Genomic DNA, 21026 nt, shown 5'->3' on the forward strand with positions numbered 1-21026 from the left:
AGGTGTGTCACATGCTCCCGACGGGCTGTCGGGAAGCTTCCATACTACCGACTTGCTCAACGGCGCCCAACGGCATTTCATTCCGTCCGCGTCACGGCGCTCCGTTGGCGTAGGACGTCGGGTCGCTCAGGTGTTCGCCCTGGTCGACCGCATACGCGGTGTTCTGCCATTCCCGCTGGACATCGGCGAGGGCGCTGGGCCGACCGAACAGGTGCCCCTGCGCCAGTCGGCAACCGGCGGCCAGAATGGTCCCGGCCTGCACCGTGGTCTCGATCCCCTCGGCGATGACGTCGAGTCCGAGCTCGGTGCACAGCCGGATCACCGACCGGTACACGGTCAGATCCCGCTCGGGTTCGGCGCCGACGGCCAGGCTGCGGTCCAGCTTGACGATGTGCACCGGCAGCGCGTGCAGATAGGTCAGGGAGTTGTAGCCGGCGCCGAAGTCGTCGAGCGCGACCTTCACGCCCACCGCGCGGAAGCGTTCGATCTGCTCGGCGGCGTCGGCGAGGTCGAGAATCGGCAGCGTCTCGGTGATCTCGAGCACCAGGCGCCGCGGCGGCAGCTGGTGGCGTTGCAGCACGCGGCGCACACCGTGTTCGAAGCCCGAACTGCCCAGCCGCGCCGCACCGACGTTGACGTGGATGTCGACGTCCAGACCGGCAGCCATCACCTCACTGCAGGCCAGCTCCAGGACCAGTTCGTCGAGTCGCGCGCCGAGACCGGCGGCCTCGGCAACCGCGACGAACGTCTCGGGCGGGATCTCCATCCCGTTGGGCGCGGTCCACCGCGCCAGGGCCTCGACCGCCACCAGGGATCCGTCGGTGAGATCGACCACCGGCTGGTAGACCAGCCGAAACCCGTCGGGAACGGCGCCGGCGGCGGCGCGCAACGCCGTCGGAAAGTCCGACTGCATGGGCGCTGACGGCTCGTAGACGATCGCGGAGTTCTTCCCCATCCGCTTGCCCGCATACATCGAGATGTCGGCCTGCCGGAGCAGATCGTCAGATGTCTGTGACGGCCCGCCCGCGTCCGAGTGAACCAGGCCCATGCTGGCTTTGACCCGGACCGACGATCCCTGCACCGCGAACGGTTCGCGCAGGGCCACCCGCAGCCGGTCGGCCACGACGTCGGGGTCCTCACCGTCCCCGCTGATCAGGATCGCGTACTCGTCGCCCCCGATCCGCGCCAACGTGTCACCCTCGTTGACATACCGCTTCAGCCGCTCCCCGACCGCGCACAACAGTTCGTCTCCGGCCGCGTGCCCGAACCGGTCGTTGACCTCCTTGAAATCGTCAAGGTCGACGAAGATCAGCACGAAGGGTCCATCGCGCATCGCCGAGTCCAGGCGCTGCGCGAACAACAACCGGTTCGGCAGACCGGTCAGCGCGTCGTGATGTACCTGATAGGCCAGCCCGCGCTGCGCCCAGTACAGCCGGCGGGTCAACTGATTCTGCGCGCGGGTGGCCAGCACCTGACGGACCGCGATCAGCGTGACCATCGCGATGATCATGGCGGAAACCAGCGGGGTGATCGGCCGGCCGATCCACACGTGGAAGGCCACCAGGTTCGCAATGCCGACGAATCCGACGTACGGCAGGATCAGCTGGGTCCAGTCGAGACCCCGGCTGGCGTCGTTCACGGTGGTCGGGCGCGGTTGTGGATGTTCGAGCATCGCGAACGCGATGAGCAGCGGCCCGAGGATCAACCCGATGCCGGCCCACCGCGCTCCGGTGGGAACGTCCACCGTGTGGAAGTAAGCCACCAGTCGGTCGGCGGCCGCCATCGTCAACAAACCCGCCGCCAACAGCAGGAAGTTGGTCCGGTACGGCCGGTCCGGTTCGTAGAGCATCACGACCATCACCACCGCGACGACCACGATCAGCTCGGCGACGGCGAACACCACGCTGAGCGTCGGGGCCGAGGACCGGGGCAGCGACGCCAGCGATGTGGTACCGAAATCGCCCAGCATCGCCAGAGTGAGGAACGACAGACCGGCGACGATGCCGTCCATGACGTTGGTGCTCATCGGCTGTCGCCGCGGACCGCCCTCGGGCGAGGCGACCCCGCCGCTGGATTTGAGCAGCACCGCCAGCGACGCGAGTGCGAACGCCGGTAGGGCGAGATAAACGACACCGGCCAACCACGGCGCGGGCCGGGCACCCCCGGCCCCCCACAGCATCTCCGCGACCGCCCAGATGAGCAGCGCGCCGACGTAGAGCAGCCGCCACCACCGGGCCGCACCGCGCATGCGCGCGGCGACCACCACACCGCATACCGCAGCACCGAGCCCGGTCGCCACCTGCAGGACCACCTCGCCGCGCCGGGCGATCTCGGTGCCCGCCAGCGCCAGCGCGTTGATGACCGCCAGCAGGGCGACTCCGGCGGTGAGGGCGAGGCGTGGTCGTCGGATGAAAGGTGCCATCCGCCTCCTTCCCGCGGGCCGGACGGACCGAAACGTGGGATGCGCCCAGGTTGAAGGTAGCTAACCGGCCGCGATCAGTCCTACGGATACGAGAGCCAGCACCATTCCCAATGTCTGCCAGCGCGTCACCCGCTCCCGCAGCACCGCGATCGCCAGCACCACGGTGGCTGCCGGATAGAGCGCGATCAGCACCCCGGCCAGCGACAGCATCGACGACTGCAGAGCCAACAGCGTCGCGACGTTGGCCACCGTGTCCAGCACCGCGGCCAGCAGCGCCAGGCGCAGCGGAACCCCGCGTTCGAGCACCAGGTTGGCCGTGACGACCGCGGCCACCACCACGATCGCGGTCGCCGCGATCCGCCCGAACACCAACGGCCACAGCTTCGCCTCGGCGGGCACCTGATCCAGCAGGACGAAGTTCAGACCGAACGCGACACCCGAGCCGACCGTCAGCCACGCCACCGTGGCGGTGAAGCGGTGCGGCCGGGCATCCTCGTCCGTGGCCTCGCGGCTGACCAACACCACCGCGAGGAGCGCGAGCACCACACCCACCCCGGCCATCACGCCGGTCCGCTCGCCGAGCGCCAGGCCGGTCGCCACCGGAATCGCCGCCACCAACACCGAGGTCAGCGGCGACACCACCGAGATCGGCCCGGACCCCAGGGCCGCATAGAACCACCAGACTCCGAACGCCTGGCTGACCCCCGCCAGCACTCCCCACAGCACCGCGGCCGCGCTGAGTCGGCCGCCGAACATCACCGCCAGCCCGACCAGCAAGACCAGGGCCGCCGGATAGGAGATCAGCACCACCCGCAGCGCGGCGACGCGCCGGGACGCGATGCCGCCGACGAAGTCGCTGATGCCGTACCCCAGCGCCGCGGTCAGCGCCGTGATCAGCCCGATCAGGTCGTCTTGCCCTTGACCCGGCGGCCCAACTCCCTGATCACCTCGCGTTGGGCGTCGCGCCGCGCCAGGTCCTGGCGCTTGTCGTGGGCCTGCTTGCCGCGGGCCAACGCCAGCTCCACCTTCACCTTTCCGCCGGTGAAGTACAGCGACAGCGGCACCAGCGTCAGATTGCCGTCGCGGATCTTGCCGACCAGCGTGTCGATCTGCCGACGGTGCAACAGCAGCTTGCGGTTGCGGCGCGGCGCATGGTTGGTCCAGCTGCCGTGGTGATACTCCGGGATGTGCAGGTTGCGCAGCCAGATCTCGCCGTCGTCGACGGTGGCGAACGCATCGGCCAGCGACGCCTGCCCCTCCCGCAGGCTCTTGACCTCCGTGCCCACCAGTGCGATGCCCGCCTCGTAGGTGTCCAGGATCGCGTAGTTGTGCCGCGCCTTGCGGTTGGTCGCGACTACCTGGTTGTTGCTGTCCTTGGGCGCCTTGGCTTTCTTGGCCACCGGTTACCGCCGCACATAGAGGCGCAGCGTGACGTAGGCGGTGATCCCGGCCATCGCGACGCCGACGAGTAACAGGATCGGCGAGATGTACAGGATGTCCGCGTAGTCGATCCGCGCGATCAGATTCGCTTGGTAGAACTGGTCGAGCGCCTTCTCCAGGAACAGCGCGCGCACCGCGATCAGCCCCCCGATGGATATCAGCACCCCGATGAGGGCGGCCAGCATGGCCTCGACCAGGAACGGCAGTTGGGTGTACCACCGGCTGGCGCCGACCAGCCGCATGATGCCGATCTCGGTCCGCCGGGTGTAGGCGGCGACCTGGACCATGTTCGCGATCAGCAACACCGCCCCGATGGCCTGCACGAGAGCGACGGCGAACGCCGCATTGGACAAGCCGTCGAGCACCGCGAACAACCGGTCGATCAGATCCTTCTGGTTGAGGACGTTGAGCACCCCCGGCTGACCGACCATCGCGTCATCGAAATCCTGATGTTGCTCGGGGTCCTCGAGTCGCACCACGAACGACGCCGGGAACGCATCCTTGCCCGCGACATCCTTGTACTGCGGGAACTTCTGGATCGCGTCGTCGTAGGCCTCCTGCTGGTTGAGGAAGCGGACCGAGCGCACGTCGTCGCGATCCTCGATCGTCTGGCGCAAGGCCTTGCACGGGTCGGCGTCACACGTGGGGTCGTTGGCCGACACGTCGTTGGTGAGAAACACCTGGCTCTCCACCCGGTCCAGGTAGATCGCCCGGGACTGGTCGGCGAGCCGGACGACCAGCAGACCGCCGCCGAACAGGCCGATCGAGATCGCGGTGGTGAGGATCATCGCGACCGTCATGGTGACGTTGCGACGAAGCCCGGTCAGGACCTCGTTGACGAGAAAGCCGAAGCGCACTTAGCGATCCATTCCGTAGACGCCGCGCTGTTCGTCACGAATCAGCCGGCCGAGTTCGAGTTCGACGACCCGCTGGCGCATGGAGTCGACGATGTGGTGGTCGTGGGTGGCCATCAACACCGTGGTTCCGGTGCGGTTGATCCGCTCGAGCAGATCCATGATGTCCTTACTGGTCTCCGGGTCGAGGTTGCCGGTCGGTTCGTCGGCCAGCAGCACCAGCGGCCGGTTGACGAAGGCGCGGGCGATCGCGACCCGCTGCTGCTCGCCGCCTGACAGTTCGGCCGGCAATCTGTTGGCCTTCCCCGACAATCCGACCATCTCGAGCACATCGGGGACCACCCGGTTGATGGTGTCGGCACGCTTGCCGATGACCTCCAGCGCGAACGCCACGTTCTCGAACACCGTCTTCTGTTGCAGCAGCCGGAAGTCCTGAAACACGCACCCCATCACCTGGCGCAGGGCCGGGATGTGACGCCCGGACAGCTTGTTGACGTGGAACTTCGACACCCGGATGTCGCCGGAGGACGGGTGCTCCTCGGCCAGCAGCAGACGCATGAACGTGGACTTTCCCGATCCGGACGGGCCGATCAGGAAGACGAACTCACCCTTGTCGATCTTCAGCGAGATGTTGTCGAGCGCCGGACGACCCGACGACTTGTACTGCTTGGACACATTCTCGAGGGTGATCATCACGGCACGCCAGTGTAGCGGGGACTGGGTCGGCGGCCCGGCAGCTAAGGCGCGGGCGCCTCGACGGTGCCGGGCGCGGTCTCCCCGGGCGCGGCCGGTGGCGGCGCCTGGGTGAACGTCTGCGGCCCCAGCGGGCCGGAACCGTCGGGATCGATCACCGTCGTGGTCACCTCCGGGGACAGAGCGCCGGGGCCGGTCGGGGTAGTGGTCTCGGGCGACGTCACCGTCGGCGTGGTCGGGGATGTCGGCGTGGTCGGCGACGCCGGCGCGGTGGTCGTCGTGGTCGTCGTGGTCGGTGTCGTGGTCTCTGGGGCCCGGGTCTGCACGTTGGTGCGCGGCACCCAGGTGTAATCCGGGTCGGGCACGAAGCCCGGCGGGACGACCTGCGGCGCCGGCGGCGGCTTGGCCGGCGGGTCGTAGTTCTGCTGCACGGTGAACAGCGCGACGAACACCACGAGCAGGGCCACCGTGGAGGTCCGGATGCGGCCGCGGAACAGGTGCGACGGTACGTGGAAGGTCGGTCTGGGCATCGGCTACCGCTCACCGCCCGCGCCGGGCTTGGTCTCGGACGCGGGTTTGGCCGCGGCCGGCGGCAGCGTGTCGACCACCGGCGCCGCGCCCGCCGCGGTGACCACGCCTTCACGGCCCAGCGCCCGCACCACCAGGGCGCGCAGCCGCCGGCCGGCCTCGAACTGCTTACCGGGCAACGTCCGCGCCACCATCCGGAGGTTCACGTTGTCCAGTCCGATGCTCTCCACTCCCATCAGCGACGGACGGTCCAGCAACAGGTCTTTGAGCAGGTGGTCGTCCACCGAGGTCTCCCCGACCTCGTGCAGCACCTCGTTGACCCGGTTGAGGTCGGCGGTGACGGGCACCGGGATGTCGACGACCGCGCGCGCCCAGTCCTTGGACATGTTCAGCGACCGGACGATGTTGCCGTTGGGGACGGTGTACACCTCCCCCTCGGCGGTACGCAGCTTGGTCACCCGCAACGTGACCTCTTCCACGGTTCCCTCCGAGGCCTCCGGCGCACCGAGCATGTTCAGCTGCACGAGGTCGCCGAAACCGTATTGGCGCTCGGTGATGATGAAGAAGCCGGCCAACAGGTCCTGCACCAGCTTCTGGGCGCCGAAACCCAGCGCGGCGCCCAGCACGGCCGCCGGCGCGACCAGCGACCCGATCGGCACGTTGAGCACGTTGGTGACCTGGACGGCGACCACCACGAACAGCAGCACGATCGCCACCCAGGAGATCACCGACGCGACGGCCTGACGGTGCTTGGAGGCTTCCGAGCGGACCAGGTTGTCGCCGGTCTGGAAGCCCTCCTCGAGACGCCGGGTCACCCGGCGCGAGCCCCAGCTGATGCAGCGGGCGGCCAGCAGCGCGCCGATCACCAGCAGCGCGATCTCCACGCCCTGGGTCAGGAACCATGCGCCGATCTCGCCGTGCCAGAAGTTGTGCCATGCCTGGGCCGGCGAGAACGCGAGGTATCCGCTACTCGTCATCACGTCTGTTACGCCAGCGGATGCCGGCCTCGAGGAAACCGTCGATGTCGCCGTCGAGCACGGCCGCGGGGTTGCCCACCTCGTGCTCGGTGCGCAGATCCTTGACCATCTGGTAGGGGTGCAGGACATAGGAGCGCATCTGGTTGCCCCAGGAGCTGCCGGCGTCGCTCTTGAGAGCGTCGAGTTCGGCGCGCTCCTCCAGACGCTTGCGTTCCAGCAGCTTCGCCTGCAGCACGCGCATCGCCGACACCTTGTTCTGCAGCTGCGACTTCTCGTTCTGGCAGGTGACGACGATGCCGGTCGGGATGTGGGTGAGTCGGACCGCCGAGTCGGTCGTGTTGACCGACTGCCCGCCGGGGCCGCTGGAACGGTAGACGTCGACGCGCACATCGGCTTCGGGGATGTCGATGTGGTCGGTGGTCTCGGTCACCGGCAGCACCTCGACCTCGGCGAAGGACGTCTGCCGGCGGCCCTGGTTGTCGAACGGGCTGATTCGCACCAGGCGGTGGGTGCCCTGCTCGACCGACAGCGTGCCGTACGCGAACGGGGTGTGCACCGCGAAGGTCGCGCTCTTGATGCCGGCCTCTTCGGCGTAGGAGGTGTCGTAGACCTCGACCGGGTAGTCGTGCTGCTCGGCCCAGCGGATGTACATCCGCATCAGCATCTCCGCCCAGTCGGCGGCGTCCACGCCGCCGGCGCCGGAGCGGATGTTGACCAGCGCCTCACGTTCGTCGTACTCACCGGAGAGCAGGGTCCGCACTTCCATCGCCTCGATGTCGGCGCGCAGCTGGGTGAGTTCGGTGTCGGCCTCGGCAAGGGCCTCGTCGCCGCCGGCGCCGCCCTCTTCGGCGGCAAGCTCGTAGAGCACCGGCAGGTCGTCGAGCCGCCGGCGCAGCTCCTCGACCCGGCGCAACTCCCCCTGAGCGTGCGAGAGCTCGCTGGTGACCTTCTGCGCGCGGGTCTGGTCGTCCCAGAGGTTCGGGTCCGACGCGTCCTGCTCCAGTTGGTGGATGCGACCGCGGAGGCCTTCGATATCGAGCACACGCTCCACGGTGGTGAGCGTGGAATCGAGGGCGGCGATGTCGGCTTGGCGGTCGGGATCCACGGAACATCAGGGTACCCACCCCGGCGATCCGCACCGCCGTCGCTGCCGTCAGCGGTCTGCGCAGGCATTTCCGCCGCGACTCGCCGATTACCGCCGAGTCACCCGCTCGGCGTTCTAGCATCGGGGTGCCAGCCCCGCCCGGCCGTGACGCGACAGCCCCTTGCGCACGTCCGGGCAGCGACCGACCTTGACGATAGGTACGCCCTGAATGCCTTCTCTGCGCCCGTACCACGTGGCGATCGTCGGCTCCGGACCCTCCGGATACTTCGCCGCCGCATCCCTGCTGAAATTCGCCGACGCCGACGCCGACCGTGATGTGCGGATCGACATGCTCGAAATGCTCCCGACCCCTTGGGGTCTGGTGCGCTCGGGGGTGGCGCCCGACCACCCGAAGATCAAGTCGATCAGCGATCAGTTCGACAGGACCTCGAGCGATCCGCGCTTCCGGTTCTTCGGCAACATCGAGGTCGGCAACCACGTGCAGCCGGCCGAACTGGCCGAACGCTACGACGCGGTGATCTACGCCGTCGGCGCGCAGTCCGATCGCGAGCTCGGCATTCCGGGCGAAGACCTGCCGGGCAGCGTATCGGCGGTGGATTTCGTCGGCTGGTACAACGCACACCCGCACTTCGAGGAGATGTCCCCCGACATCTCCGGCGGGCGCGCGGTCGTCGTCGGCAACGGCAACGTGGCGATCGACGTGGCCCGCATCCTGGTCAGCGACCCGGATGCGCTCGCCGGCACCGACATCGCCGACCACGCCCTGGAGCCCCTGCACGCGCGCGGCGTCGAGGAAGTGCTGATCATCGGCCGGCGCGGCCCGTTGCAGGCCCCGTTCACGACGCTGGAGCTGCGTGAGCTCGGCGCGCTGGAAGCCCTGGGCGACGTCGACGTCATCGTCGACCCGGACGACTTCGCCGACATCACCGACGAGGATCTCGACGCCGCCGGCAAGACCGTGCGCAACAACATCAAGGTGCTGCGCGGCTATGCCGACATCGCGCCGACCGCGGCCCGCCGGCGCATCGTGTTCCGGTTCCGGACGTCACCGATCGAGATCAAGGGCGACGGAAAAGTGGAGTCGATCGTGTTGGGCCGCAACGAACTTGTCACCGGTGCCGACGGCCGCGTCAGCGCCAAGGACACCGGGGAGCGTGAGGAGGTGCCGGCGCAGCTCGTGGTCCGCGCGGTCGGCTACCGCGGCCTGCCGACGCCCGGACTGCCGTTCGACGAGCGTTCCTGCACCATCCCGCACACCGACGGCAGGATCGAGGGCAGCCGCAACTCCTACGTCGTCGGCTGGATCAAGCGCGGGCCCACCGGCGTGATCGGCAGCAACAAGAAAGACTCCCAGGACACCGTCGACACGCTGCTGCAGGACCTGCGCACCGCCGAGTTGGCGGACTTCGCCGCCGAGCACACCGACGAGCTGCAGCGCTGGCTCGAGCAGCGCCAGCCCCGAATCGTCACCAGCGACCACTGGAAGCTGATCGACGAACACGAACGCACCGCCGGGCAGGGGTCGGGCCGGCCGCGGGTGAAGTTGAGCAGCGTGGCCGAGATGCTGCGGGTGGTCGGCCACGGCTGACCCAGCGGTCAGGTGGCCGGCGGCGGCGGTGGCTGCTGCGGTTCGTGTGATGGCTCCTGCGGGGCGAATGCCCATTTCTCCGGGTTGCCCGGTGAGTACATCACCGGGAACAGCTGCCCCATCGTCGGCCAGCTCGCGACATCGAGCGCCAGCCGTGCGTACACGGTGTACTCGTTGACCGTCGGCCCGTTGATCACCCCGGTGATGGTCACGTACTGCTCGCCCTCGACACCGTCGGGGCGCGGGCTGACACCGGTGACCAGCAGCGTTCCGTGCACCCAGTCCTTGCCGACGCCTCGTCGGCGCATGATCCACGGCGCCGCCAGCACCGCGATGGCACCGACGATCAGCAGCATGACCGCGAGTTCAATCATCTGGCCATGGTAGGACGACAGGCATGGGCACACCGGCGCACGCAACCGATGACGATCTCGACCTCGCCCTCGCTCTGGCCGACGAAGCCGACGCGTTGACGATGCAACGGTTCGGTGCCATCGACCTGCGCGTGCAGACCAAGCCGGACATGACGCCGGCCACCGACGCGGATCTCGACGCCGAGAAACTGCTGCGCCGGCGTCTGAGCGAGCACCGCCCCGCCGACTCTGTGTTCGGCGAGGAGTTCGGCGGTCAGCGGGATCTCTCCGGCAGACAGTGGGTGATCGACCCGATCGACGGCACCAAGAACTTCGTGCGCGGAGTCCCGGTGTGGGCCACCCTGATCGCTCTGCTCGACGAGGGCACACCCATCGTCGGGGTGGTCAGCGCGCCCGCCCTGGGCCGGCGCTGGTGGGCGGCCGCGGGCCGCGGTGCGCACACGTCGTTCGGCGGACGGACGCGCCCGATCACCGTCTCCGCGGTGGCCGACCTCGATGCGGCGAGCCTGTCGTATTCCGACCTGACCACCGGCTGGGACGCCGCCCGGACCCGGTTCGTGGCGCTGACCGATGCGGTGTGGCGGGTACGCGGCTACGGCGATTTCTGGTCCTACTGTCTGGTCGCCGAGGGCGCGGTGGACATCGCGGTGGAACCCGAGGTCAAGCTGTGGGACCTGGCACCGCTGGACATCCTGGTGCGCGAAGCCGGCGGCCGCTTCACCGATCTGGCGGACCGGCCGGGACCGCACGGCGGCAGTGCGGTGGCGACGAACGGACTGTTGCACGACGCGGTGCTGGCCGCGCTGCGGCTGTGAGGTCGATTACACCTCGGGCCACCTTACTCAAGAGTCAGTTCCGATACCTTACTCTGGAGTCAGTTGCGTAGAACGCGCTTCCTCGACACCGACGAAGGCAGCTGACCATGACGAACACCCTGCCGTCCAAGCGACGCGACCATGAGAGCGCTGTGGGCCTGCAGAAGCACAAGCGCTCGGCCACCGACATCGGTCTGGCCTTGATCACCCCGCTGCTGGGACAGGAATTCCTGGACAAGTATCGCCTGCGCGATCCGCTGAACCGCGGCCTGCGCTACGGCGTGAAACAGGCCTTCTCCGCCGCGGGAGCATCCACCCGGCAGTTCAAGCGGGTCCAGGGCCTCGGCAAGCCGGCCACCCGGCTCAAGCCGAGCGGCTCCGACGCGTTCGACCTGACCCCCGACGACGACCAGAAGATGATCGTCGCGACCGTCGAGGAGTTCGCCGAAGAGATCCTCCGGCCGGCGGCGCGAGACGCCGACGAGGCCGCGTCCTACCCGCCGGACCTGATCGCCAAAGCCGCCGAACTCGGCATCACGGCGATCAACGTGCCCGAGGACTTCGACGGTATCGCCGAGCATCGCAGCGCCGTCACCAATGCGCTCGTCGCCGAGGCCCTGGCCTATGGCGACATGGGGTTGGCGCTGCCGATCCTGGCGCCGGGCGGCGTCGCCTCGGCTCTGACCCACTGGGGCAGCGCCGATCAGCAGGCCACCTACCTCGAGGAGTTCGCCGGCGACAACGTGCCGCAGGCCTGCCTGGCGATCGCCGAACCACAGCCGCTGTTCGACCCCACCGCGTTGCAGACCACCGCAGTACGCACCCCGAGCGGATACCGGCTCGACGGCGTCAAGTCGCTGGTGCCGGCTGCCGCCGACGCCGAGTTGTTCATCATCGCGGCCCAACTCAACGGCAGGCCGGCGCTCTTCATCGTCGAGGCGTCCGCGAAGGGACTGACCGTCAAGGCCGACCCCAGCATGGGGATCCGCGCCGCCGCGCTGGGGCGCGTGCAACTCGACAATGTCACCGTGCCGCTGACCGCCCGCCTGGGCGAGGCGGATGCGAGCGAGGCCGATCTCGCCCAGAACTATTCCGAGGCGATCGCGTTGTCGCGGCTGGGGTGGGCGGCGTTGGCGGTCGGCACCTCACACGCGGTGCTCGACTATGTCATCCCCTACGTCAAGGAACGCGAAGCGTTCGGCGAGCCGATCGCGCACCGGCAGTCGGTGGCGTTCATGTGCGCCAACATCGCGATCGAGCTCGACGGCTTGCGGCTGATCGCCTGGCGCGGCGCCGCGCGCGCCGAGCAGGGTCTGCCGTTCACCCGCGAGGCGGCCCTGGCCAAGAAGCTGGGCGCGGACAAGGGTATGCAGATCGGCCTGGACGGTGTGCAGTTGCTCGGCGGGCACGGCTACACCAAGGAACACCCGGTCGAACGCTGGTACCGCGACCTGCGGGCCATCGGGGTGGCCGAAGGCGTGGTGGTGCTGTGAACCGTACTGCGAATTTGACATTGATCCCCCCTCGATTTTTCCCCGGCGAAGCGAAGAGAGACTGACATGGCGATCAATCTGGAGATGCCGAAGAAGCTCCAGGCGGTCATCGAGAAGGGCCACCAGGGCGCGGCCGAGATGATCCGGCCGATCTCCCGCAAATACGACCTGAAAGAGCATGCCTACCCCGTCGAGCTGGACACCCTGGCCGACCTGTTCGAGGGCATCTCGGAGGCCAAGACCATCTCGTTCGCGGGTACGGACGCGTTCGTGGGCGCAACCGACGACGACAAGAAGGCAAACGTCAACGGCGCCAACATGTCCGCTCTGCTCAACGCTCTGGAGATCTCCTGGGGTGACGTGGCACTGCTGCTGTCGGTGCCACGCCAGGGCCTTGGCAACGCCGCGATCTCGTCGGTGGCCACGCCCGAGCAACTCGAGCGGCTCGGCAAGGGCGTCTGGGCCGCGATGGCCATCACCGAGCCGGGTTTCGGGTCCGACTCGGCGGCGGTGTCGACCACGGCGGTGCTCGACGGCGACGAGTACGTCATCAACGGCGAGAAGATCTACGTCACCGCCGGCTCGCGTGCCACCCACATCGTGGTGTGGGCGACGCTGGACAAGTCGAAGGGCCGCGCGGCGATCAAGTCGTTCATCGTGCCGCGCGACCACCCGGGCGTCACGGTCGAACGGCTCGAGAACAAGCTCGGTATCAAAGCCTCCGACACCGCCGCGATCCGTTTCGACAACGCGCGCATCCCGAAGGACAACCTGCTCGGCGACCCCGAGATTCACGTCGAGAAGGGGTTCGCCGGGGTCATGGAGACCTTCGACAACACCCGGCCGATCGTGGCGGCGATGGCTGTGGGCGTGGCCCGGGCGGCGCTGGAGGACCTGCGCAAGATCCTCACCGAGGCCGGCATCGAGATCTCCTACGACAAGCCGGCTCATGCGCAGAGCGCCGCGGCCGCGGAATTCCTGCGCATGGAGGCCGAGTGGGAGTCCGGCTACCTGCTGACCGTACGGTCGGCGTGGCAGGCCGACAACCGCATCCCGAACTCCAAGGAAGCCTCCATGGGTAAAGCCAAGGCGGCGCGGGTGGCCAGCGACATCACGCTCAAAGCCGTCGAGTTGGCCGGCACCACAGGCTATTCGGAGGAAGCGCTGCTGGAGAAGTGGGCCCGCGACTCGAAGATCCTCGACATCTTCGAAGGCACCCAGCAGATCCAGCAGTTGGTGGTGGCCCGGCGACTGCTCGGCCTTACCTCGGCGGAACTGAAGTAGGACGTCGTCACGGGCCCGACATCAGCTGCTCGAACAGGTCCGCTCCCCGGGTGACACCCCCGGTGGCGGCGAAACCACGCGCGACCTCGACGGCTCCCGGCCGCAGTGCGATGGCCTCCTGGATCCGGGCGCGCAGCCGCCGAGTCGACAATCGCCTGGCGGGCAGCCGGGTTCCACAGCCGGCGACCTGCGCGCGACGAGCGACCTCGAACTGGTCACGACCGTAGGGCACGATACACACCGGAACCCCGCGCGCGAGTGCGCGCTGCGTGGCGCCCATTCCGCCGTGCGTGACGGCGCACACCGCGCGGCCGAGCACCAAGTCGTGGTCGACGAATCGACGGACCGTGGCATTCGGGCCGCCCAGGCTCTCCGGCGGGGCGCCGGACGGCAGGGTGGCCACCACATGGACGGGGTCGTCGGCGAGTGCAGCGATCGCGGTCTCGACCAGACCTGCGTCGCCCTGGCGCTCCGAGGAGGTCGTGACCAGGACGATCGGGCGGTCGATCGCCGCCAGCCAGTCGGGTGGGTCACCCGCAGCCGTCTCGGGCACACAGGGCCCGATCATGTGTACCTGCTCTCCCCACTGCCCCGCGTACTGGAACGGGGTACCGGTGGCGAGGAAGAGAAGTGGCGCCCGGCGTAGGAATTGGTCCATCGAGTCGACCGGAGCGACGTGCAGCTGCGCGCGAATCGAGTTGATCGCCCTCAGCGCCGGCTGTTCCAGAGGCCGGCTGATTCCCGCGCGAACCGCGGCGTCACGCCAGCGGCCGACGATGCCAGGCATCGGTCGCAACCCCAACCCGAACGGCGGCACCCCTTCCACGGTGAGCGCCGGGCTGTACGGCGAGAAACAAGCCCACGGCAGGCCCGTCGCCTCGGTGGCCGATTGCGCCCCCCAGCAGTTGACGTCGACCAGCACGCCGTCGGGCGCGACACCGGCCAGCGCACGCTGCAGATCGCCGACTTCATGCGCCGCCCGGCGGCCGAATGTGGAGATCGACCTTTTCAAGGCGCCCAGCGGATTGGACGCTTTCCAGTCGTCCAGCTCGATGGCCTCGATCCGCGAATCGATCGCCTCGACCGAAAACCCCAGCCTGCGTGCGTAATCCAGTCCGCTCGACAGTGTTCGAAGGTGGACGGAGTGTCCACGGCTTGCCAGCTGGCCCAGCAGCGCGCTCATCGGCAGCAGGTGGCCGAGCGCCGGCGAGGTGTAAGCGAGGATCACGGCCACGATCAATCTCTCCGCTTCGTCAGTACCGGGTAGGGACCATCCCATCGACGTCGGTACCCCAGCGACTCGCGCGTTTTCGCGTACTCGCCGGCCAGTCGCCCGTGAGCGTGCCGGTCACCCCGGGCCGAGGCAAGCAGGGCGCGAATCCTGATGGTCCACAGATCCATCGGCGTCGTCGCCGGGCTGCGCATGCGCCATTGTTCGAGCACGCCTTCCGCTTCGAGCAAGTCGGCCGGCCTTCCTCGATCGATCAACAGCTCACACAGGGTTTCGGCTGGACAGAGCAGGTGCAGCAAGGGTGCGTCGCGTGTATGCAACGTCACCAGAGCGCGGATCGAGTCGATGGCTTCGTCACGATGCCCGGCACGCGCCGCTTCCCTGGCCAGCTGCGTGCCGGTGATAGCCAGCGCGAAAGACTGCAGATTGTGGGTGGTGATGCCGACTTCGGCGCGCCTGAGTAGGTCGAAAGCTTGGGCGCAACAGGGGTTTCCGGTCTGAATCAGCAACGTCGCGTAGGTCCACTGCGCGGCGATGATCCCGAACCGGTCGCCGAACGACTCCGCCCGCGCCAACCACGCCCGCATGTCGTCGACCAGATCCTCGGCCACATGCAGCCCCATGACGGCGAGCATGCCCCAGTACAGTGACACGGTCGAATAGCTCACCGGTGACATCGCGCGAGCGAGCTCGGTCGCCAGCCGGAGGTGGTCGATGCCGCGATCATGGTCGCCGCGGCACACCTCGCACAGGCCGGCGATCGCATAGGCCACCGCCCGGTCGATCGAGGGGTGCTGGAGCTCCAACGCTATGCTCCGCCCGGTCACCTCTAAAGCCGCATCGAACTCGCAACCGGCCAGATGTGCGAAAGCCAGAGCAGAATAGAGGATTTCGAGTTCATCGGTAGGAATCGGGCCGAGCCTGTCCACGAGATCTGTCAGCTCGGCCGCCAACGGAATCGCCTCGGAGACCCTATTGCTGTTCACGATGAACGTGACGACGCGGCCCGCGAGAGCCAGCGCAAGGGAACGTGGATCGTCGGCCCGGGTGGTGAGCTCGCGCAGCTCGAGCAGACGCTGCTCGTTTTCCGGGTCCGCGCCGACGAAGAGTTCGGTTGACACCAGCATCGTGCGCGGCGCGATCCGCAATGCGATCGCCTCATCGCAGCCGGGCAGTCGGTCTGCCACCCGCATGGCGGTCTCCCACTGGTGACGTGCGGCCGACATGTCGCGCATCCTGAGCCACTCAGCTGCCCGCAGATGCCAGCGACAGGCCGGCACCAACTCACCGGCAGCCTCGAGATGACTGGCGATCAACGCGGCGTTCTCGTCCTGATCGCCACGGGCTTCGATGGCACCGGCCAGCCGACGGTGGGCCCGCGCGCGATCCCTACCCATCTGGGACTCGTAGGCGACCGCACGCACCAGCGGATGCCGGAAGCAGTAGCGCTGCCGCGGAACGAATTCCGTCTGGTCGATCAACTCGGTGGCCACCAACTCGGCCAGCTGTCCCGACAGCGCATCCGGTGGGGTGAGCATCTGCAGAGCGTCGACGTCGAAGCGGTTGCCGATCACCGCCGCGGCGATGAGCACCGACTTCGTTGCCGGTTCCAGTCTGTCGATGCGTGCCGCGAGCACCGCTTGCACGGTGAACGGCACCCTGATGTCCTCGGCCTCGCCGAGGAGCCGGTAGCCGCCACGACTGCCCGCGAGTACGCCGCGCCCGACCAGGTCTCGGACGATCTCCTCGACGAAATACGGGTTGCCGCCCGCCGCCTCGGCGATCCGTACCGCCAGTCCATACAACGCGCCGTCACGTCCGAGCAGATTGAGCGCCACATCGAGCGTCGACGAATCATCCAAGGGCGCAAGAGGAACGGTGAGCTGGGAATGCTCCAGGAGTGGGCCGTGGTACTCCGGTCGATGGGTGACCACGAACACCACCGACGTCGATCGGATCGCACCGGCGAACCCTGCGAGCACCGCGTCGCTGGCCCTGTCGATCCAATGCACATCCTCGAGGATGATGACGAGCGGGGCGGACCGCCGCCGGACGAATCGGCTCAGCGTCTCCACCAGTCGGTGTCGACGGCCGTCAGCGCCGACGATCGGGGGCGGCCGGCTCGCGTCGGCGACACCCATTGCCTCGAACACGATCTGGGCGTCGATCGGCGGCATCGGGAACTGCGCCAAGATGCACTCCCGGGCTTCGCCGTCCCCGAGGCCGTCGACGGCGAACATGGCCCGCAGGAGCCGCGACAACGCGCGAAACGCGATCGGCTGCGCGTGCGCGTCACACCCCACCAGCAGGACATCAGCGCCCGCCTCCGTGGCACGTCGACCGAACTCGTCGACAAGGCGGCTCTTGCCCATGCCCGGCGAACCGACGACGTCGACGACGTTCGGATCGGCAGCCAGGCAGCCGAACAGACGATCGAGTTCACTGTCACGCCCGAGCATCAGTGCCTCGTTGCGGCCGACCACCATGCGTGCTGCTTCTACGGCCTCGAGCCGGCGCGCCGGCACCGGCTCGTCGGCTCCCTTGACGTGCACCGACTGCACCGCGCCCAAGCGGGTGGCGTGCGCGACGAGGTCGGCCGTCGTCACCGAGCAGAGAACCGTGCCCGGGGCGGCCGCGGCTTCCATACGCTGAGCCATGCCGACGGCGTGCCCGACCGCGGTGTATCTGCCCGGGCCTGCACCGATGTCACCGACGATCACCTCGCCGGAGTTCAGGCCCACCCGCAGCTGCACATCGACGCCGTCGCGGTGGGCCACCTCCTCGGCAAGCCCACGCGCCACAGCCTGAATCTCCAGGGCCGCGATACACGCCCGTAGCGCATGGTCCTCCAGCGCCATCGGCGCGCCGAACAACGCCATCAGGCCGTCCCCGGTGAACTTGTCCATCGTCCCCTGGTAGCGCTGCACCACCGCGGCCGACCGGTTGAACAGGTCGTTCATGATGTCGCGCAGCCGCTCGGGATCGAGTTCCGCTGCGAGCTTCATCGACCCGACCACGTCGGCGAACAGCACCGTCACGTGCTTGTGCTCGCCACCGGTCGAGAGCGAGGCGACCGGCGAACCGCAGACGTCGCAGAACCGCGAGCGGGCCCGCAGATCGTTGGCACACGACCCGCATGTAACGCCCGTCGCGACTTCCGGCCCGGCCATCCCCGTCTTTCCCGCTGCCCCCGCTCGAGATCATGATCGCGCGCCGAGCGCGGCTACGGTCCGCAATGACGGAATCAGCCGAGGTCAGAACCCGTCGTGGACGACGACGCGGGTGCGTCCGGTGACACCACCGCCGACGATGGCTTTGAGCACGGTGTCGACCTCGCGCACGGGGACGTCGCGGGTGATGCGCGCCAGATTTCGCGGCCGCAGCTCGGTTTCGATCTGCGTCCACGTGTCCCGGCGCTTGTCGATCGGCAGCAGCACCGAGTCGATCCCTGCCAGCGTCACGCCGCGCAGGATGAACGGGTGCACCGTGGCGGGCAGGTCCGATGAACCGGCCAAACCCGAGATCGCGGCGACGCCGGCGTATTTCATCGTGCTCAGCGCATAGGCCAGCGTTGTGCCGCCGACGCAGTCCACCACCGCGGCCCAGCGCGCCTTGCCCAGTGGCCGCAACTTGTCCTCGGGTCCGGGGATCCGGTCGATGACCTCGGCGGCGCCGAGGTCGCGCAACCAGTCGCGGGCCGCGGTCTTGCCGGTGGAGGCGACGACCTCATAGCCCAAGCCGGCCAACAGGTCGACGCTGATGCTGCCCACCCCGCCGGTGGCGCCGGTGACCAGAACGGGACCGTCAGCCGGGTCGACGTGGGCGCGCACGGCGTTGACGCTCAGCGCCGCGGTGAAGCCGGCGGTGCCGATCGCGGCGGCGTCCGCCGCGCTGATGGTCGACAGTTTGACCAGGTAGTCGGCGGGATAGCGCGCCTTCTCGGCGTACCCACCGTGGCGACCGGTGCCGATGTCCTGGCCGTGCGCGATCACGGTGTCGCCGACCGCGAAGTCGGCGGAACTGCTCGCCGTCACCGTGCCGATCACGTCGATGCCCGGCACCAGCGGGTAGGAGCGGGCCACCCCGGCCTTGGGGGTGACCGCCAGTGCGTCTTTGAAGTTGACGCTCGAGTATTCGACATGGATGTCGACGTCACCGTCGGGCAACGCGGAGTCGTCGAGCAGTTCGCGACGCAGGACGATGTCCCCGTCGGCGTCCTGGTGGGCCACCATCGCGCTGATTTCGGTCATGGCGCCACAGTAGTCAGCCGGCGGAACGCCGAAGCCCCCGGCCGCAGCGCGACCGGGGGCTTCGAACGAGAGATGTCAGAGCAGGTTCGCCTGCAGGTCCGGCTTCATCGCCTGCAGTTCCCGACCCCAGTACGCCCAGTTGTGGGTGCCGTTGTCCGGGAAGTTGAACACGCCGTTGGTTCCGCCCGCGGCCAGGTAGTTGTCGCGGAAGGTCTCGTTGGTGCGGATGGTCAGACCCTCGAGGAAGGTGGCCGGCAGGTCGCCGCCGCCGAGCTCGTTGGGCTGGCCGTTACCGCAGTAGATCCAGATGCGGGTGCCGTTCTGCACGATCTTGGGGATCTGGACCATCGGGTCGTTGCGCTTCCACGCGCTGTTCGGGTCCTCGGTCCTGCCCCACATCTCGTTGGCATCGAAGCCGCCCGCGTCACTCATCGAGATGTTGATCAGGAACGGCCACCAGCCCTCCGACGGGTTCAGGAAGCCCGACATCGACCCGGCGTAGACGAACTGCTCGGGGTGGTACACCGACAGGATCAGCGACGCCGAGCCTGCCATCGACAGGCCGACCGCGGCGCTGCCGGTCGGCTTGACCTGGCGCTGCGACGCGAGGTACTGCGGCAGCTCCTGGGTCAGGAAGGTCTCCCACTTGTAGGTGACCGTCGGGCCCTTGTTGGTGGCCGGCTGGTACCAGTCGGTGTAGAAGCTGGACTGTCCGCCGACCGGCATCACGATCGACAGGCCGGAGTCGAGGTACCACTCGAACGCCTGGGTGTTGATGTCCCAGCCGTTGAAGTCCTCCTGGGCGCGCAGGCCGTCGAGGAGGTACACGGCCGGCGAGTTGGGGCCGCCGCTCTGGAACTGAATCTTGATGTCCCGTCCCATGCCCGCCGACGGCACCATCAGGTACTCGACCGGCAAGCCCGGCCGGGAGAACGCACCGGCGGTCGCCGACTGTCCGGCGACGCCGACGAGGCCCGGCAGCAGGGCCGTGGCGATGGCCGCGACACCGAGGCGCCGCGCCCAAGGTCCACGAAGTCTGTCAAGAAGTCTCATACCGTCAATCCATCCATCTTCCGGTACCGCATGCCCGCGGCATGTTCGGCCTGATCTGCGATTCTCGGAGGCCTGGGCAGCGATCAGCGATGGTTTCACTGCGCTGTGACGCCACTCCGAATCCGCCAAATGGCGGGCAGGGAGTCCGAGAATTCTTCAGTTGTAGCGGTTGCAGTAAAACATGCGATACCGACAGGAGAAAGTCCATTCCGGCAGAATGCGTCACTGCCTGCGGAAAAGCTGGCTAATACGCGGCGCGGTCTCGGCCGTTGACCGTCCCGCAAATTTGGCGGAATCGCGACACCTGCCGAGGTGGCGGCTTCCGAACAGACCTTTAAGTACAGTCCGCAAAATGACTGCAGGATCGGTGGGCTCACGCAAGCGATCCGCCGAGGACTGGATTCAGGCCGGTTATGCGATTCTGGCCGACGAAGGCATCAAAGCGCTCAAGCTCGACCGGCTGTGCGCCCGGCTGGGCGTCACCAAGGGCAGCTTCTATTGGCACTTCACCGACATGGCCGCCTACCGCGCGGCCCTGGTCACCGCCTGGGCCGAACTGCGCGACCGCGACCGCAGCTACTTCCACGACCTCAACGATGTCCCGCCACGGAAACGGTTGGCGACGATGATGTCGGCGCTGCTCGACCCCCGGCAGTGGAATCTGGAACGAGCCATGCGGGAGTGGGCCCGGACCGACCCGGTCGTGGCGGAAAGCGTGCATGCCGCCGACCTCCGGGTACTCGCCGCGGTTCGGCAAGCCTTTACCGACGCCGGATTCGCCGGCGGTGACGCCGAACTGCGGGCCAACGCGACCTTCGCCGCCGGCATCGGGTTCCTCCACCTCTCGGCGGGCGCACCCGACGAGCGCCTGGCCGCGCAGCGGGACCGGTTTCTGGACCTGCTGCTCGCGCGCTGAGGG

General features: G+C 68.2%; 18 protein-coding genes. 5 read left to right on the forward strand and 13 right to left on the reverse strand.

Features of this window, described 5'->3' with window-relative positions; all coding sequences use genetic code 11:
- Positions 1-91: 91 nt before the first annotated feature.
- From G6N31_RS12820 to prfB, 8 genes are read right to left on the reverse strand one after another with little or no spacing between them, the layout of a single operon-like run.
- Positions 92-2422, reverse strand: coding sequence for a putative bifunctional diguanylate cyclase/phosphodiesterase (locus tag G6N31_RS12820; RefSeq protein WP_098002895.1), 2331 nt, complete (start codon positions 2420-2422; stop codon positions 92-94).
- A gap of 60 nt (positions 2423-2482) precedes the next feature.
- Complete coding sequence (locus G6N31_RS12825) at positions 2483-3328, reverse strand: EamA family transporter (RefSeq protein WP_179964334.1); 846 nt, start codon at positions 3326-3328, stop codon at positions 2483-2485.
- On the reverse strand, positions 3325-3822 hold the full coding sequence (gene smpB, locus G6N31_RS12830) for an SsrA-binding protein SmpB (protein ID WP_098002896.1): 498 nt from the start codon (positions 3820-3822) through the stop codon (positions 3325-3327). The genes G6N31_RS12825 and smpB overlap by 4 nt, the downstream gene beginning before the upstream one ends.
- Before the next feature lie 3 nt (positions 3823-3825).
- Positions 3826-4719 (reverse strand): permease-like cell division protein FtsX, encoded by an 894-nt coding sequence (gene ftsX / locus G6N31_RS12835; RefSeq protein ID WP_098002897.1) that lies wholly within the window; start codon positions 4717-4719, stop codon positions 3826-3828.
- Positions 4720-5409: a cell division ATP-binding protein FtsE gene (ftsE, locus tag G6N31_RS12840; protein WP_098002898.1), complete on the reverse strand. Its 690-nt coding sequence runs from the start codon at positions 5407-5409 to the stop codon at positions 4720-4722.
- Positions 5410-5453: 44 nt separating this feature from the next.
- The gene (locus G6N31_RS12845; protein WP_098002899.1) at positions 5454-5939 is read right to left on the reverse strand and encodes an Rv3103c family proline-rich protein; all 486 of its coding nucleotides are present in this window, start codon (positions 5937-5939) and stop codon (positions 5454-5456) included.
- Between the two features lie 3 nt (positions 5940-5942).
- Complete coding sequence (locus G6N31_RS12850; protein ID WP_098002900.1) at positions 5943-6914, reverse strand: mechanosensitive ion channel family protein; 972 nt, start codon at positions 6912-6914, stop codon at positions 5943-5945.
- Positions 6904-8019: a peptide chain release factor 2 gene (gene prfB, locus G6N31_RS12855; protein WP_098002901.1), complete on the reverse strand. Its 1116-nt coding sequence runs from the start codon at positions 8017-8019 to the stop codon at positions 6904-6906. Before prfB ends, G6N31_RS12850 begins: the two co-directional genes overlap by 11 nt.
- Before the next feature lie 208 nt (positions 8020-8227).
- Here prfB and G6N31_RS12860 point away from each other — a divergent pair, with 208 nt between their 5' ends.
- Positions 8228-9607: an FAD-dependent oxidoreductase gene (locus tag G6N31_RS12860; protein WP_098002902.1), complete on the forward strand. Its 1380-nt coding sequence runs from the start codon at positions 8228-8230 to the stop codon at positions 9605-9607.
- A gap of 8 nt (positions 9608-9615) precedes the next feature.
- On the opposite strand, the gene G6N31_RS12865 is transcribed toward G6N31_RS12860, so the two are convergent.
- Positions 9616-9981, reverse strand: a complete 366-nt coding sequence (locus G6N31_RS12865) for a hypothetical protein (RefSeq protein ID WP_098002903.1) — start codon at positions 9979-9981, stop codon at positions 9616-9618.
- A gap of 23 nt (positions 9982-10004) precedes the next feature.
- Here G6N31_RS12865 and hisN point away from each other — a divergent pair, with 23 nt between their 5' ends.
- From hisN to G6N31_RS12880, 3 genes are all read left to right on the forward strand, one after another.
- Complete coding sequence (gene hisN, locus G6N31_RS12870; protein WP_098002904.1) at positions 10005-10796, forward strand: histidinol-phosphatase; 792 nt, start codon at positions 10005-10007, stop codon at positions 10794-10796.
- A 107-nt stretch (positions 10797-10903) separates the two neighbouring features.
- Entirely contained in the window at positions 10904-12289 is a 1386-nt protein-coding gene (locus G6N31_RS12875) for an acyl-CoA dehydrogenase family protein (RefSeq protein WP_098002905.1), read from the forward strand.
- A 66-nt stretch (positions 12290-12355) separates the two neighbouring features.
- Entirely contained in the window at positions 12356-13573 is a 1218-nt protein-coding gene (locus G6N31_RS12880) for an acyl-CoA dehydrogenase family protein (RefSeq protein ID WP_098002906.1), read from the forward strand.
- 7 nt (positions 13574-13580) lie between these two features.
- Here G6N31_RS12880 and G6N31_RS12885 read toward each other — a convergent pair whose 3' ends face one another.
- The 4 genes from G6N31_RS12885 to G6N31_RS12900 all read right to left on the reverse strand — a co-directional run bounded on the left by G6N31_RS12885 (position 13581) and on the right by G6N31_RS12900 (position 20107).
- Positions 13581-14807 (reverse strand): glycosyltransferase, encoded by a 1227-nt coding sequence (locus G6N31_RS12885; RefSeq protein ID WP_098002907.1) that lies wholly within the window; start codon positions 14805-14807, stop codon positions 13581-13583.
- Between the two features lie 2 nt (positions 14808-14809).
- A complete protein-coding gene (locus G6N31_RS12890; RefSeq protein ID WP_234815250.1) occupies positions 14810-17974 on the reverse strand; it encodes an ATP-binding protein in 3165 nt (1054 codons plus the stop codon).
- A gap of 84 nt (positions 17975-18058) precedes the next feature.
- Positions 18059-19054, reverse strand: coding sequence for an MDR family oxidoreductase (locus G6N31_RS12895; RefSeq protein ID WP_098002908.1), 996 nt, complete (start codon positions 19052-19054; stop codon positions 18059-18061).
- 75 nt (positions 19055-19129) lie between these two features.
- A complete protein-coding gene (locus G6N31_RS12900) occupies positions 19130-20107 on the reverse strand; it encodes an esterase family protein (protein WP_098002909.1) in 978 nt (325 codons plus the stop codon).
- 352 nt (positions 20108-20459) lie between these two features.
- Here G6N31_RS12900 and G6N31_RS12905 point away from each other — a divergent pair, with 352 nt between their 5' ends.
- Positions 20460-21023, forward strand: coding sequence for a TetR/AcrR family transcriptional regulator (locus G6N31_RS12905; protein WP_098002910.1), 564 nt, complete (start codon positions 20460-20462; stop codon positions 21021-21023).
- The last annotated feature ends 3 nt before the right edge of the window (positions 21024-21026 follow it).

It is taken from the genome of Mycolicibacterium duvalii, assembly GCF_010726645.1.
In the GTDB taxonomy this organism is placed as follows: domain Bacteria; phylum Actinomycetota; class Actinomycetes; order Mycobacteriales; family Mycobacteriaceae; genus Mycobacterium; species Mycobacterium duvalii.

Excerpts from the sequence above, each read along its gene's own strand:
- G6N31_RS12820 (WP_098002895.1), bottom strand. The coding sequence starts at position 2,422 with ATGGCACCTTTCATCCGACGACCACGCCTCGCCCTCACCGCCGGAGTC.
- ftsE (WP_098002898.1), bottom strand. The coding sequence starts at position 5,409 with ATGATCACCCTCGAGAATGTGTCCAAGCAGTACAAGTCGTCGGGTCGT.
- G6N31_RS12845 (WP_098002899.1), bottom strand. The coding sequence starts at position 5,939 with ATGCCCAGACCGACCTTCCACGTACCGTCGCACCTGTTCCGCGGCCGC.
- G6N31_RS12850 (WP_098002900.1), bottom strand. The coding sequence starts at position 6,914 with ATGACGAGTAGCGGATACCTCGCGTTCTCGCCGGCCCAGGCATGGCAC.
- G6N31_RS12860 (WP_098002902.1), top strand. The coding sequence starts at position 8,228 with ATGCCTTCTCTGCGCCCGTACCACGTGGCGATCGTCGGCTCCGGACCC.
- G6N31_RS12865 (WP_098002903.1), bottom strand. The coding sequence starts at position 9,981 with ATGATTGAACTCGCGGTCATGCTGCTGATCGTCGGTGCCATCGCGGTG.
- hisN (WP_098002904.1), top strand. The coding sequence starts at position 10,005 with ATGGGCACACCGGCGCACGCAACCGATGACGATCTCGACCTCGCCCTC.
- G6N31_RS12875 (WP_098002905.1), top strand. The coding sequence starts at position 10,904 with ATGACGAACACCCTGCCGTCCAAGCGACGCGACCATGAGAGCGCTGTG.
- G6N31_RS12880 (WP_098002906.1), top strand. The coding sequence starts at position 12,356 with ATGGCGATCAATCTGGAGATGCCGAAGAAGCTCCAGGCGGTCATCGAG.
- G6N31_RS12890 (WP_234815250.1), bottom strand. The coding sequence starts at position 17,974 with ATGGCCGGGCCGGAAGTCGCGACGGGCGTTACATGCGGGTCGTGTGCC.
- G6N31_RS12895 (WP_098002908.1), bottom strand. The coding sequence starts at position 19,054 with ATGACCGAAATCAGCGCGATGGTGGCCCACCAGGACGCCGACGGGGAC.
- G6N31_RS12900 (WP_098002909.1), bottom strand. The coding sequence starts at position 20,107 with ATGAGACTTCTTGACAGACTTCGTGGACCTTGGGCGCGGCGCCTCGGT.
- G6N31_RS12905 (WP_098002910.1), top strand. The coding sequence starts at position 20,460 with ATGACTGCAGGATCGGTGGGCTCACGCAAGCGATCCGCCGAGGACTGG.